The organism is Gymnodinialimonas sp. (genome assembly GCF_059726805.1).
This window is the reverse complement of sequence record NZ_AP041059.1, coordinates 3,037,098-3,050,836: the sequence shown is the minus strand read 5'-3', so window position 1 is coordinate 3,050,836 and position 13,739 is coordinate 3,037,098. Positions and strand designations below refer to the sequence as shown.

General features: G+C 64.6%; 14 protein-coding genes. 8 read left to right on the top strand and 6 right to left on the bottom strand.

Annotated elements, in window-relative coordinates:
• Nucleotides 1-58: 58 nt before the first annotated feature.
• The 7 genes from AC6I9R_RS14830 (at nt 59) to AC6I9R_RS14800 (ending at nt 8,052) form a co-directional block, all read left to right on the top strand.
• Nucleotides 59-1,312, top strand: coding sequence for a vWA domain-containing protein (locus AC6I9R_RS14830; RefSeq protein WP_461426338.1), 1,254 nt, complete (start codon nt 59-61; stop codon nt 1,310-1,312).
• 132 nt (nt 1,313-1,444) lie between these two features.
• Nucleotides 1,445-2,416, top strand: coding sequence for an XdhC family protein (locus tag AC6I9R_RS14825; protein WP_461426337.1), 972 nt, complete (start codon nt 1,445-1,447; stop codon nt 2,414-2,416).
• Complete coding sequence (locus AC6I9R_RS14820) at nt 2,413-3,396, top strand: molybdopterin-binding protein (protein WP_461426336.1); 984 nt, start codon at nt 2,413-2,415, stop codon at nt 3,394-3,396. Before AC6I9R_RS14825 ends, AC6I9R_RS14820 begins: the two co-directional genes overlap by 4 nt.
• Nucleotides 3,397-3,559: 163 nt before the next feature.
• Nucleotides 3,560-4,045: a (2Fe-2S)-binding protein gene (locus AC6I9R_RS14815; protein WP_461426335.1), complete on the top strand. Its 486-nt coding sequence runs from the start codon at nt 3,560-3,562 to the stop codon at nt 4,043-4,045.
• A gap of 134 nt (nt 4,046-4,179) precedes the next feature.
• The gene (locus tag AC6I9R_RS14810; RefSeq protein ID WP_461426334.1) at nt 4,180-6,558 is read left to right on the top strand and encodes a xanthine dehydrogenase family protein molybdopterin-binding subunit; all 2,379 of its coding nucleotides are present in this window, start codon (nt 4,180-4,182) and stop codon (nt 6,556-6,558) included.
• Between the two features lie 92 nt (nt 6,559-6,650).
• Nucleotides 6,651-7,436: an FAD binding domain-containing protein gene (locus AC6I9R_RS14805; protein WP_461426333.1), complete on the top strand. Its 786-nt coding sequence runs from the start codon at nt 6,651-6,653 to the stop codon at nt 7,434-7,436.
• A gap of 67 nt (nt 7,437-7,503) precedes the next feature.
• Complete coding sequence (locus AC6I9R_RS14800; RefSeq protein ID WP_461426332.1) at nt 7,504-8,052, top strand: sugar O-acetyltransferase; 549 nt, start codon at nt 7,504-7,506, stop codon at nt 8,050-8,052.
• Here AC6I9R_RS14800 and AC6I9R_RS14795 read toward each other — a convergent pair.
• Nucleotides 8,049-8,309, bottom strand: coding sequence for a hypothetical protein (locus AC6I9R_RS14795; RefSeq protein WP_461426331.1), 261 nt, complete (start codon nt 8,307-8,309; stop codon nt 8,049-8,051). The two genes, AC6I9R_RS14800 and AC6I9R_RS14795, sit on opposite strands and share 4 nt — an antisense overlap.
• 62 nt (nt 8,310-8,371) lie before the next feature.
• Nucleotides 8,372-8,866, bottom strand: a complete 495-nt coding sequence (gene infC, locus AC6I9R_RS14790) for a translation initiation factor IF-3 (protein WP_461426330.1) — start codon at nt 8,864-8,866, stop codon at nt 8,372-8,374.
• Between the two features lie 237 nt (nt 8,867-9,103).
• On the opposite strand from infC, the gene AC6I9R_RS14785 reads away from it, so the two are divergent.
• Entirely contained in the window at nt 9,104-9,904 is an 801-nt protein-coding gene (locus tag AC6I9R_RS14785; RefSeq protein WP_461426329.1) for a translation initiation factor 3, read from the top strand.
• 98 nt (nt 9,905-10,002) lie between these two features.
• On the opposite strand, the gene AC6I9R_RS14780 is transcribed toward AC6I9R_RS14785, so the two are convergent.
• The 4 genes from AC6I9R_RS14780 to AC6I9R_RS14765 form a co-directional block, all read right to left on the bottom strand.
• Nucleotides 10,003-10,860, bottom strand: a complete 858-nt coding sequence (locus tag AC6I9R_RS14780; RefSeq protein WP_461426626.1) for a ferredoxin--NADP reductase — start codon at nt 10,858-10,860, stop codon at nt 10,003-10,005.
• Nucleotides 10,861-10,927: 67 nt separating this feature from the next.
• A complete protein-coding gene (locus tag AC6I9R_RS14775; protein ID WP_461426328.1) occupies nt 10,928-11,350 on the bottom strand; it encodes a DUF934 domain-containing protein in 423 nt (140 codons plus the stop codon).
• Between the two features lie 23 nt (nt 11,351-11,373).
• Nucleotides 11,374-12,087: a phosphoadenylyl-sulfate reductase gene (locus tag AC6I9R_RS14770; RefSeq protein ID WP_461426327.1), complete on the bottom strand. Its 714-nt coding sequence runs from the start codon at nt 12,085-12,087 to the stop codon at nt 11,374-11,376.
• Nucleotides 12,077-13,738 carry a nitrite/sulfite reductase gene (locus tag AC6I9R_RS14765; RefSeq protein ID WP_461426326.1) on the bottom strand — a complete coding sequence of 554 codons (1,662 nt, stop codon included), beginning with the start codon at nt 13,736-13,738 and terminating at the stop codon, nt 12,077-12,079. Before AC6I9R_RS14765 ends, AC6I9R_RS14770 begins: the two co-directional genes overlap by 11 nt.
• Nucleotide 13,739 lies beyond the last annotated feature (1 nt).

The following is a 13,739-nucleotide window of genomic DNA, read 5'->3' as shown; positions in this document are numbered from 1 at the left end:
TTGAGCGCGGGTGCCCCCGGTCTTGACGCCAAGGCCGGGGGCGTTTTCTGTCTGAGGCATGGAATACGCCCCCCTGGAGCTGCCCGATAAGCCGCAGCTTGCCCGCAACATCACCCATTTTGCCCGCGCCCTGCGGGTGGCGGGCCTGCCCGCGGGGCCGGGCAGAGTGGCCGATGCAATTGCCGCCGTGGCCGCCGTGGGCTTCACCGAGCGGGCCGAGTTCTATTTTACCCTGCGCGCCTGCTTCACCTCGCGGCCCGAGCACCGGGCGATTTACGATCAGGTCTTCCGGCTCTACTGGCGCGATCCGCAGTTTCTGGAACATATGATGTCGATGCTGCTTCCCGCGATCCAAGGTGCGGCGGAGGAACGGCGCGCCACGGCAGGCGAGAAACGCGCCGCCGAGGCGCTGCTGCACGGGGTAGAGAGGGATCTGCCGGAGGTATCTGAGCAGGAAGGCTCCGAGATCGACATCGACGCCAGCCTCACCATGTCGCGCGAAGAGCGATTGAAGACGCTCGATTTTGAACAGATGTCCGTGGCCGAGATGGCCGAGGCCAAGCGGTTGATTGCCCAGATGACGCTGTCCGTGCCGCCGTTGATGACCCGGCGCACGATGGCCGCAGCCCGGGGTACCCAGGCCGATTGGCGACGCACGATGCGGGTGGCCATGCGGCGTGGCGGCGATGTGGTTTCTTTCGAGCGGAAGGATCGGCGCACCCGGTGGCCGTCCCTGGTGGCGCTGTGCGATATCTCGGGCTCGATGAGCAGCTATTCCCGCGCGGTGCTGCATTTCCTGCACGCGGTCAGCAACCAGAAGGGCGCGGGGTGGGCCGAGGTTCATGCCTTCACCTTCGGCACCCGGCTGACGAACATCACCCGCCACATGGGCGCGCGCGATGTCGACGCGGCCCTGGCGGCGGCGGGCGCAGAAGCGCAGGATTGGGAAGGCGGCACGCGCATCGGGGTTTGCTTGGAAGAGTTCAACCGCGCGTGGAGCCGCCGCGTACTGGGGCGGGGCGCGGTGGTGCTATTGATCACCGACGGCCTGGACCGGGACGAGCCGGAACGGCTGGCGGCGGCGATGGAGCGGCTGGCACTGTCCTCGCGCCGGGTCATCTGGGTCAATCCGCTGCTGCGATGGGACGGCTTTGCGCCCAAAGCGGCGGGCATTCGCGCGATGTTGCCCTACGTCAGCTCATTTAGGGCAGGGCACAACATTGCGGCTCTGGCGGGCTTGGCCGAGGCCGTGGCGCGGCCCGATGACCCGGGTGAAAAGGCGCGATTGATGGCGGCGTTGCGCGAGGGGTGAGCGTTGAAGGGGCTCTGCCCCTGCGTCTTTTTCCAAGGAAAAAGATCGCTTCCCCGGGATATTTTTAGAACGGGGAACGAGCGGTTGCGCGTCTCGGGCGGGGCGCTAGGCTGTGTGGTGGGAGGCGTTGTCATGGATGATCTGGAGCAGATGCCGGAACGGGCGTTGGCGTGGCACCGGGCTAGTCTTGCAAGGGGCGGGCGCGGCGCGGTTCTGGCGACGGTGGTAGAGACCTGGGGCTCGGCCCCGAGGGGTGTCGGCGCGCAGCTGGTGGTGGCAGGCGATGGCGAGATGGCAGGCTCCGTTTCCGGCGGGTGTGTCGAGGGCGCGGTGGTTCTTGAAGCGATGGAGATGGGCGACGACGACACGGGCCGGATGCTGGAGTTTGGCGTTTCCGACGACGAAGCCTTTGCCGTCGGGCTGGCGTGCGGCGGGCGCATCCGTGTGTGGGTCGAGCCGGTCGCTGCGATGGGTGAACTGTTGGACGAGGTCGTGTCCGCGCGGGCGGCGCGCGAGCCCGTGGCTTATTGTGTGAATGTGGAAACCGGAGAGCGGGTGATCTCGCGCCCCGGAGAGTACGGCGCGCGGTTTCGGGCGGATCAATCGGGGATGGAGGGCGATGTCTTCGTACACATCCACAACCCGCCCCTTCGGATGATCGTCGTGGGCGCGGTGCATGTGGCGCAAGCGCTGGTGCCGATGGCGCGGATGGCGGGATATGACCCGGTGATCGTGGACCCTAGGCCCGCATTCGCGGCGGCGGCCCGGTTTCCGGGCGAACGCATTGTCGAGGATTGGCCGGATGAGGCGCTGGATGCGCTCGGGCTGGATTCGCGGACCTGCGTTGTGACCCTGACCCATGATCCCAAGCTGGACGACCCGGCGATTGAACGGGCCCTGCGCTCGGACGTGTTCTATCTTGGGTGTCTGGGATCCAAGCGAACACACGGCAAACGCGTGGTACGGTTACAGGAGGCGGGGTTTGATGAGGCCGAGATCGGGCGCATTCACGGGCCGGTCGGGTTGAACATCGGGTCCCGGGGCCCGGGCGAAATTGCCGTCTCGATCATGGCTCAGGTCACGCAGGTCCTGAGGCAGGGATGAAATTCGGACTGGTTCCAGTGTCTGAGGCCAAGGGCGCGATCCTGGGACACTCGGCGCGCATCGCGGGTGGGCGGATCCCGAAGGGAACCCAGCTTGGTGCGGCGCATATTGCGGATCTGATCGATGCGGGCGCCACGGAGGTCGTGGTGGCTCGGCTGGAACCCGGCGACGTCCATGAGGATGCGGCGGCGGCGCGGATCGCAGAGGCGCTGCTGGGGCCAGGCCTGCTGGCCGATGCCGCCGCGACGGGCCGGGTCAATCTGCGGGCCGCCGCGCCCGGGATCGTGGAAGTGGACGCCCAGGCCATCGAAAAGGTTAACCGCGTTAACCCCGCGATCACCGTGGCAACCGTCGCGGAATGGGCGCGGCTGGAGGCGCGCGGCCTTGCGGTGACGGTGAAGATCATTCCCTTTGCCGCGCGCGAAGACGACGTGGCGCGGGCCTGTGCACTGGGCAAGGGGGCGGTGCGGTTGCTTGGCGCCAAGACCCGCTCCGCCACTTTGATCGAAAGTCATGTTGGGGAGGGCAAGGTGGCGTCTGAGAAGGGAAGGGCCTCGGTCAAGGGGCGGCTTGATCGGCTCGGCGTTTCCTTGAGCGAACGGGTGATCGTCCCCCACGAGGTGGACGCGCTGGCCGACGCTATCTGCGCGGCGCCGGGCGATCTGGTGTTGATCCTAACAGGCTCGGCCACCTCGGATCTGGCCGACACGGCGCCCGAGGCCGTGCGGGTATCCGGCGGGCAGGTTCTGCACTACGGCATGCCGGTCGATCCGGGAAACCTGCTTTTCACCGGGCGGTTAGGGGACAAGGTGGTGATCGGTCTGCCGGGCTGCGCCCGCTCGCCCGCGCTGAACGGGGCCGATTGGGTGCTGGAGCGGGTGATCTGCGGCATCGCGCCGGAAGATATCGATATTCCGGCCATGGGGGTGGGGGGCTTATTGAAAGAGATCCCAAGCCGTCCGCGCCCGCGCGAAGGGTAGCGGCGCGCCCGGGCCGGGCAGGGCAGGCCTTTGGAAAGGTGGCATAAAATGCTGCGCGTGCAGCATGCGAGACAATGCCGATTGCGGCGTTTTCACGCAATCTTGGGGTTTGTGAATCCCGCGATCCGTGCTTGGATGGAGAAAATCACCAAGGGAGGAATTCATGACCCAGGTAACGATGACGGTGAACGGAAAATCCGTTTCCGGGGACGTTGAAGGGCGCACGTTGCTGAGCGATTTCTTGCGGGAAGGCCAGCGACTGACAGGCACGCATATCGGGTGCGACACCAGCCAATGCGGCGCCTGCGTGGTGCATGTGAACGGCGAAGCGGTGAAAAGCTGCACCGCGCTTGCGCTGGATCTGGAAGGTGCCGAGGTCAAGACGATCGAGGGCATGGCCAACGCGGACGGCTCGCTGGGTGTGATCCAACAGGCGTTCCAGGACCACCACGGGCTTCAATGCGGGTTCTGCACGCCAGGCATGGTGATGTCGGCGGCGGCCCTTTTGAAGGACAACCCAAAGCCCACGGAGGCTGAGGTGCGCGAGTACCTGGAAGGCAATATCTGCCGCTGCACCGGCTACCACAACATCGTCAAGGCGATCATGGCGGCCTCTGGCCAGGACGTGGCGCCGATGGCGGCAGAGTGATGTCCGGCGTCTGCCCGGGAAGGCAGGCGCGGGATGTGCAGATTTGAAGGACAAAGATGGGGCGGGAGGCGCCGCATCGACCCGGACCAGCTCCCTATGGTGGTGAGCGGCGGGGGACGAAAAGGGAGGACGATATGCCCAAAGATTCAGGGATAGGCGCCAGCAGCAAACGGCGTGAGGATGTGCGGTTTCTGACCGGCGCAGGGCAATACACCGACGATTTGGCGATGCAGGGCCAGGCCCATGCCGTCATGGTCCGCTCGACCGTGGCCCACGGCCGGATCGTATCGATTGACACCAGCGCCGTGATGAAGATGCCCGGCGTTCTGGCCGTGTTCACCGGCGAAGACTTCGCCGAAGTAGGCGGCAACCCGGCGGGCTGGCTGATCAACTCGCGCAATGGCGAGCCGATGCGCGAGCCCAAGCGCCCCGTGTTGGCCCACGGCAAGGTGCGCCATGTGGGCGACGCCTATGCCGCCGTGATCGCAGAGACCTATGGTCAGGCGAAAGACGCAGCCGAGGCGGTGGCCGCCGCGACCGAGATTGAAGAGCTGCCCGCCATCATCGATATGGCCGACGCGCTCGCCAATTCCGACAACCGGGTCCATGACGAGATCCCCGATAACGAGTGTTTTGATTGGGGCTGGATCGAGGACAATCGCGAGGCGGTGGACGCCGCGATGAAAGCCGCGCCGCATGTGACGACGCTGGAGCTGGTCAACAACCGTCTGGTCCCGAACGCGATGGAACCTCGGGCCTCCATCGGTGAGTATTTCCCGGCGGGTGATGAGTACAAGCTGACCACCACCAGCCAGAACCCGCATCTGACCAAATTGCTGGTCTGCGCCTTCGTGATGGGCATCCCCGAGCACAAGTTGACGGTCGTTGCACCTGATGTGGGCGGCGGCTTCGGCTCCAAGATCTACCACTACGGCGAAGAGGCGCTGGTTCTGGCCGCCGCCAAAAAGCTGCGCCGCCCGGTGCGCTGGACGGCGGAACGCTCGGAAAGCTTCCTGTCCGACGCCCATGGCCGTGATCACGTTACGACCATCGAAGTGGGCGCGACGCTGGAGGGCGAAATCCTCGCCATTCGCACCAATACCATGGCCAATGTCGGCGCGTATCTGTCGAACTTCTCGACCGCGACGCCCACGTTCCTCCATGGCACGCTGATGGCCGGGCCCTACAAGGTGCCCCATGTCTATGTGAACCTGAAGGCGGTCTTCACCAACACGGCCCCCGTCGATGCCTATCGCGGCGCGGGACGGCCCGAGGCGACATATTCCATCGAACGGGCTGTCGACATGATGGCGCGCGAGTTGAACCTCGACCCCGTTGAGGTGCGGCGCAAGAACCTGATCACGCAGGATATGTTCCCCTACACCACGCCCGTGGCCTTGCAGTACGATACGGGTAACTATCTGGCCACGTTGGATAAATCCCTTGATATGGCCGATTACGCCGGGTTCGAGGCGCGGGTGGCTGAAAGTGCCGCGCGCGGCAAGTTGCGCGGCATGGGCCTCAGCACCTGGATCGAGGCCTGCGGCATCGCACCGTCGCATCTGGTGGGACAACTCGGCGCGCGCGTGGGTCTTTATGACGCCGCTACTGTGCGGGTGAGTGCCACGGGCACGATCAGCGTCATGGTCGGCGCGCATTCCCACGGGCAGGGGCATGAGACGGTTTTTGCCCAGGTGGTCGCCGAAAAGCTGGGCGTGCCGGAAGAAAGCGTGGACATTGTCCACGGCGACACGTCGAAAATCCCGTTCGGGATGGGATCTTATGGCTCTCGGTCGCTGGCTGTCTGCGGCTCAGCCATGGATATCGCTTTGGATAAGGTGATCGCCAAGGGCAAAAAGATCGCCGCCCATATGCTGGAGGCCGCCGAGGGCGACATCACGTTCGAGGATGGCAGTTTCACCGTGGCGGGCACCGACAAGGCGAAATCCTTCGGCGAGGTCGCGTTCTCGGCCTATGTGCCCCACAACTACCCGCTGGAAACGCTGGAGCCGGGCCTGGAGGAGACGGCGTTTTATGACCCCAACAACTTCACCTATCCCGCAGGCGCTTATCTGTGTGAGGTGGAGGTGGACCCCGAGACCGGGGTCGTCGACATCCTCAACTTCACCTGCGCCGATGACTTCGGCAATGTGATGAACCCGATGGTGGTTGAAGGCCAGGTCCACGGCGGCGTGGTGCAAGGCATCGGGCAGGCGATGATCGAACAGACGTCCTATGACGCCGACGGTCAGCTGCTGAGCGGCTCCTACATGGAATACGCGATGCCGCGCGCCGATGATGTGCCGATGATCGCGGTGGATCATTCCTGTGCGACGCCGTGTACCCATAACCCCCTGGGGGTGAAGGGCTGCGGCGAGGCAGGCGCGATTGGCTCACCGCCGGCGGTGGTCAACGCGGTGATCGATGCGATGCAACGGGCGGGCCATACGGGCGTGACCCATATTGACATGCCGCTGACGCCCTCGCGCGTGTGGCAGGCGATGCAGGGATAGGATGATCCGGCGTTTGCGCGCGGTGCAGACGCCAGGATTGAGTTGTATTTGGCAAGATGAAGGAGCGCGAAAGCGCTTCGGAAGGAGACGGAATGTATAATTTCGAATTTGTGAAACCCGGCAGCATTGCCGATGCGGTATCAGCGCTCGCGCAGGAGGAGGCGCAAGCGCTGGGTGGGGGGCAAACTCTGCTCCCCACCATGAAGCAGCGGCTGTCCCAGGCGGAGACGCTGGTCAGCCTCAATGGCATTGCCGAGATGGTCGGGATCTGCAGCGATGATGACGGGCGCGTCTGCGTTGGCGGGGCGACACCCCACGCGGCGGTTGCCGCAGACGGGCGCTACCCGGGCCTTGCGGCACTGGCCAACCGGATCGGCGATCCGGCGGTGCGCACGCGCGGTACAATCGGCGGCTCGCTTGCCAACAACGACCCCTCGGCCTGTTATCCGGCGGCGGCGCTGGCGTCGAACGCGACCATCGTGACCAACACGCGCGAGATTGCGGCGGATGACTACTTCCAGGGCATGTTCACCACGGCACTGGAGGACGGAGAGATCATCACCGAGGTGCGCTTCCCGGTGCCGGAGGTGTCGAACTACCAGAAGTTTGTGCAGCCCGCGTCCCGCTTCGCGCTGGTCGGCGTGTTTGTCGCCAAGTTCGCCGACGGGGTGCGCGTGGCGGTCACGGGCGCGTCGTCCGATGGTGTGTTCCGCTGGGCCGAGGCAGAGGCTGCGTTGAGCGCGGATTTCTCCGCCGATGCAGTGGCGGGCCTTGCGGTGCCGGCGGGCGACATGATCGCCGATCTGCACGGCTCGGCCGAGTATCGCGCCCATCTGGCCAAGGTCCTGACTGGCCGCGCGGTGGCCGCTGCCGCCTGAAACGGTTAACAGCGTTACCAGGTCGCCAGGGCATGGGTCTTGGCGGCCTTTTTCATGGGGATATGAGATGTCAGAGCGCGAGAAAATGGATGCGGGGGAGTGGTATTCCTGCCTCGACCCAGAACTTGGGGCGCTGCGCAATGCCGCGCGCGCAGCCTGCTACCAGCATCGCACCGCGCCACCGCAAGATCTTGCGGCAATCTCACCGGCGCTGGCATGCCTCTTTGGGACCGTGGGGGAGGGCGCGTTGATCGAAGCGCCGTTTCACTGCTCTTACGGGATCAACATCCACCTGGGGGATCACGTCTACCTCAACACGGGCTGCGTCATCCTCGACTCAGCCCCGGTTCGGATCGGCGACCGCTGCATGATCGGGCCCGGGGTGCAGATCTATTGCGCGGACCATCACCGCGACGTGGCGTTGCGTCGGGAAGGGATCGAGCGCGCCTTGCCTGTGAGCTTGGGCGACGATGTCTGGATCGGGGGCGGGGCGATCTTGCTGCCGGGCGTCACGGTGGGCGACGCCGCGATCATCGGCGCGGGGGCGGTGGTGACGCGGGATGTGGCGGCGGGGGCGCGGGTCGTTGGCAACCCGGCGCGGGAACTTGAACCCTAACGGTGCCCCGGCAGAACGCCATCGTCCACGATTTCGCCGTCGAGGGGCAGAACGATCCCGACGGTCAAAGCGTCGCCAAGCTCGAACGAAATCGTCGCCTCGGCGTCGACACCGACAAAAGGCGAGACCCCGCTTTCGCCGCCCGAAGACGTGCCGACGAGGCCCATGCTGATGTCGCCGGTGAACTCCAAATCGATGGCGACGACCGGCGTGGCGAGAAGCGACAGGGTCAGGGCAGTGATTACAGTCTTCATCATGGCGCCCTTCCTTCCGTTGGAGCGATGGACCCGCGCCGCATCCGGCGCAGGCCCAAGCAGGTTTACTTGCTGACCGGGTTGATCATCATGACCATCTGGCGGCCTTCCATGCGGGGCATGGACTCGATCTTGCCAATGCCCTCGATCTCATCGACGACCTTTTCCAGCATCTCACGGCCCAGGTTCTGGTGCGCCATTTCACGGCCCCGGAACCGCAGGGTCACTTTGACCTTGTCGCCGTTTTCCAGGAATTTCTTGGCGTCCGTGACCTTGCGATTGAAGTCGTGGTCGTCCGTGCCCGGACGCATCTTCACTTCCTTGATCTCGATGGTCTTTTGCTTCTTGCGGGCCTCGGCCTCGCGCTTCTGGGTCTCGTATTTGTACTTGCCGAAATCCATGATCTTGCACACGGGCGGATCGGCGTTCGGAGAAATCTCCACAAGATCCAGATCGGCGTCGGCGGCCAGATCCATGGCGCGGTCCGGTGTCACCACGCCAAGGTTTTCACCTTCGGCGCCAATCAGGCGAACAGTGTCAGAGCGGATTTGGTCGTTCACGCGAGGGCCGGTATCTCGTTGCGGCGGCGCGTTATGGGGTCTGCGGGCTATGGCGTTGGTCCTTTTGTAGCCTTCAAGTCGATGCGCAAAGGTATCCTTCGCAGGCGCCTTCTTCAAGGCGGATAACGGCCCAAACCGGGTTTAGGGGGAATGAACCGGCAACTGTGCCATTGCGCGAAGCGGGCGTGCGCGGTATGCGCGGGGCGTTATTTATGAATGACCCAGTGGGGAACTGACATGAGCCGTGCTCTTATTATTATCGTGATTCTCGCAGCCCTCGGTGTGGGCGGCTACTTTCTGACCCAAGGCGGCGCGCCGTCGGTTGAAGAAGCGGTCGAGGCCGTTGGCGAAGCCGCCGATGATGCGGTTGAGGCGGCGGGCGATGCTGTCGAAGGTGCTGCCGAAGCGGTTGAAGAGGCCGTTGAGGAAGTGACTGGCGCTGCCGAGGAAGCCGCTGAGGAGGCCGCTGCCGCAGCCGAGGCTGAGGCCGCCGAGGCTGCTGCCGCTGCTGAAGAAGCGGCCGCTGCTGCCGAAGCCGAAGCTGCCGCCGCCGAGGCCGCAGCCGCGGAAGCCGCTGCCGCTGCGGAAGCCGAAGCCGCGGAAGCTGCTGCAGCCGCCGAAGCAGAGGCCGCCGAAGCCGCCGCTGCCCTTGAAGCAGAAGCCGCCGAGGCCGCCGCGGAAGCCGAAGCCGCCGTGGAAGAGGCAGCCGAAGCCGTTGAAGCCACCGCTGAGGAAGCCGTAGAAGCCGCGGGCGAAGCCACTGAGGCCGCCGGTGAGGCGACCGAGGAAGCCGTCGAAGAGGCCGCAGAGGCCGCCGTCGAAGGCACCGAGGAAGTCGCGGCAGAGGCCCCGAGCCTGTCTGACATCTTCTCCACCGAAGGGTTCGACATGGACGCCGCCCTGGAAGCGGTTGAGGCTGCCGACATCTCGGCACCGGTCCGGCTGGCCGTGACCTCGGCGCTTGAGGGTGCCCGTGAAAACCCCGAGCTTCTGGGCTCCGCCCTGGAAGCGGCCCGCGCGGCGCTTGGCCTCGAATAAGCCAAACGCCACCGGTTGAAACGAAGAAACCCCCGCTGATGCAGCGGGGGTTTTTCTTTGTGTGGCAGTACCCTGAAGGGCGACGTTAAAGTGATTCTTTAATCCAGGAACGCCTTTTCGACGACGTAGTGGGCGGGCTTGGAATTCGCCCCTTCCTCCAGACCATATTCCTCGAACATGTCTTTCAGCTCCAGGTTGAAGGCCAGGTTGCCGCAGATCATCGCGCGGTCCGTTTCCGGGTTGAGCGGCGGCACGCCAAGGTCCGCAAAGGCCTCTCCGCTGCGCATCAGGTCGGTGATGCGGCCCATCTTCGGGCTCTCTTCGCGGGTCGTGGTGGGGTAGTATTTGATCTTCTTCCAAAACCCTTCGCCGATCACTTCATTCAGCAATTCATCGTGCTGCAACGCCTCGATCAGGTCGCGGCCATAGGTCAGCTCGCCGACCTCACGGCAGGTGTGGGTAATGATGATCTCGTCGTAATCCTCATAGGTCTGCGGCTCCCGGAGGAGACTCGCGAAGGGCGCAAATCCGGTGCCGGTTGCGAAGAACCAAATCCGTTTGCCCGGGATCAGCGCGTCATGGACCAGCGTGCCGACGGGTTTGGGGCGCAGAATGATCTGCTCGCCCGGCTGGATGTGTTGCAGGCGTGAGGTCAGGGGCCCGTCGGGCACCTTGATGGAGTAGAACTCCAACTCTTCATCCCAGGACGGCGAAGCGATGGAATAGGCCCGCAAAAGCGGCTTTTGCTTGCCGGTTTCGGGGTGCGGCTCGCCCATCAGGCCGATCATCACGAACTCGCCCGAGCGGAACCGTAAGGACGCGGGCCGCGTGCAGCGGAAGCTGAACAGGCGGTCGGTGTAATGCTTCACCTCCGTCACGGTTTGCGCATCGGGAAGGGTGGGGACAGCCTTTACAGGCGCGGCATCTGTGTGGGTCACGGGTCTCTGCTCGGTCATCTTGTTCAGGCGCATTTTGCGCCTGCTCCTTGAGAGTAGTCGTTGATCTGGATCAGGGAAAGGCCAGTTACGCGGCGGCGTTGCGCAGCCGCGCCTGGTAGTCATGGGCGCGCCAATTGGCGCGGGCCAGCCATTGGTCTTCGGACTGGCGTGCGGCGAGGCTTTCATCGATTTCGACTTCGTCAAAACCTGCCCGCCGGGCCATGGCGTATTGGTCGGCAAGCACGTGACCTGCGGCGCGCAAACGCCCCGTGTAGCCCATCGCGCGCAGCCGTTTGGCCAGCGTAAACCCGCGCCCGTCGGCGGAGGAGGGGAAGGCGATGCGCACAAAGGTTAACCGCGTTAACTCATCCGCGAGGGTCGCGACATCATCGGCAGGGGCGACGTCGACAGCGGTGGCGTTTGCGGGCAGACCATCGGCCAAAAGCACGGCGTGCACGGTCCAGTCATCAGCCGCAAAGCCAGCATCCGTTACAATCGTATGGGCCATGGAAGGTCCTTTCCTAGGGGCTGTCAGGACGCGCGCCGATGGGCGACGCCGTCCTGGAAATGAATACCGCATTCCGATTTCGCCATTCCCCGCCAGCGCCCGGCGCGGGGCTCTTCATCGGCTTTTGCCGGCGTGGTGCAGGGCTGGCAACCGATCGACGGGAAGCCCTGGGCCACCATCGGGTGGCGCGGCAAATCGTGTTGCGTGATGTAATCTGACACCATCGAAGGCGTCCAAGCCGCCAGCGGGTTGATCTTGATCCGCTGTCCGCTTTTCTCGAACAACGGCAAAGACTTGCGCGCGCCGCCGTGGGTGCGTTTGCGCCCGGTGACCCAGCCGCCAAAGCCTTCCAGCGCGCGTTCCAACGGCTCGGTCTTGCGCAGGGCGCAGCAGGCGTCGGGATCAAAATGATGCAAGATGCCGTCCACGTCCCGCTCCAGCAAGGCCTCGCGGGCGGGCTTGATGACGCGCACGTCGCTCAGGCCCAAATGCGCCGCCACCTCGCGCTGATAGGTCAGCGTCGCGTCGAACAGCATTTCGCTGTCGACAAACAGCACAGGCGTTGCGGGCGCAATCTCGCTGAGCATGTGCAACAAGACCACGCTGTCGGCCCCGAAGGAGCTGACCATGGCGAGCGGGCCGATGGCCAGGTCGTCCAGGGCGTGGGCCAGGACGGTTTTCGCGTCGCTTTTGCGGTGCAAAAGCACCCGGCGTTCGGCGAGTTCCTTAAGCGGCATTGGCGCGGGCCTCCGGATAAAGGGCCGCCTTGAAGGGCGCGGCACCCAGGCGCTTGTACGTATCCAGGAACGTCTCGTCGGCGCTTTCGCGCACGGCTAGATACGCCCGGACGAGCCGCTCGATCGCATCCACCACCTCGTCATAGGCGAAGCCCGGTCCGGCGCGTTCGCCGATGACCGCGTCAGGCCCGCCGTCGCCGCCAAGAGTGATCTGATAGTTCTCCACCCCCGCTCGGTCGAGGCCCAGGATCCCGATGTGCCCGACATGGTGATGCCCACAGGCGTTGATGCAGCCCGAGATCTTGATCTTCAGCGGGCCCACTTCGTGTTCCAGCTTAAGCTCTTCGAATCGCGTGGCAATTTCCTGTGCCACGGGGATGGAGCGGGCCGTTGCCAGCGCGCAGTAATCCATGCCAGGGCAGGCAATGATGTCAGAGGCGAGGCCGATGTTCGCGGTGCCAAGACCCGCCTCGCTCAAGGCGTCGAAGACAGTGCGCAGATGCCGTTTGGGCAGATGCGGCAGGATCACGTTCTGCTCATGGCTGATGCGCAGCTCGTCATGGGCGTAGGTCTCGGCCAGGTCAGCCAACACCCGCATCTGGTCGCTCGTCGCGTCGCCGGGGGTGGCCCCGTGGGCTTTCAGCGAAACGGTCAGAATGGTGTAATCGGGGTGCTTGTGGGCCACGGCGTTGGTGTCCACGAAGCTGCGGAACAGGGGATCGTCGGCATATTGCGCGTCGAAATCACCGGCACCTGATACGAAATCAGGCGCCGCGAAATCCGCTTTGATCTTGTCCAAAAGCGCCATATCCGCGCCGTTGAAGGCGGCTTTGCGGGGGCCGAATTCGTCGTTCACCAAGCGCCGGATCTCATCAATGCCGTTCTCATGGACCGTGATCTTGATCCGCGCCTTGTACTTATTATCGCGCCGTCCCAACAGGTTATAGACCGCGACGACGGCCTCCAGGTAGGGCAGCAGATCGTCGAACGCCACGAAGTCCGCCAGGACCTTGCCGATCATCGGTGTGCGGCCGAGCCCGCCGCCGACCAGAACGGTCGCGCCGATCTCGCCATCGCGTTCCACCAGCCGCAGGCCGATGTCGTGAGCCGCCGTGACCGCGCGGTCGAGCGCGCTGCCCGTCACCGCGACCTTGAATTTGCGCGGCAGGAACTGGAATTCCGGGTGGTCGGTGGACCATTGGCGGATCAACTCGGCCACCGGGCGGGGGTCTGCGATTTCCTCGGCGGCGGCACCGGCGAAGTGGTCGGCGGTGACGTTGCGGATCGTGTTGCCCGAGGTCTGGATGGCGTGCATCCCGACCTCTCCCAAAGCGTCCAGCATGTCCGGCACATCGCGCAGGGCGGGCCAGTTATACTGAATGTTCTGGCGCGTGGTGAAGTGGCCATAGCCCTTGTCCCACCGGTCCGCGATCATGGCCAACTGCCGCATTTGTGCAGCGTTCAGAGTACCATAGGGGATCGCCACGCGCAGCATATAGGCGTGGAGTTGCAGGTAGAGGCCGTTCATCAGGCGCAGGGGCTTGAACTCATCCTCGGTCAGCGAGCCATCGATGCGGCGTTCCACCTGGGCGCGGAACTGTGCGTTGCGCTCTGCCAGAAAATCACGGTCGAAATCGGTGTAGGCGTACATG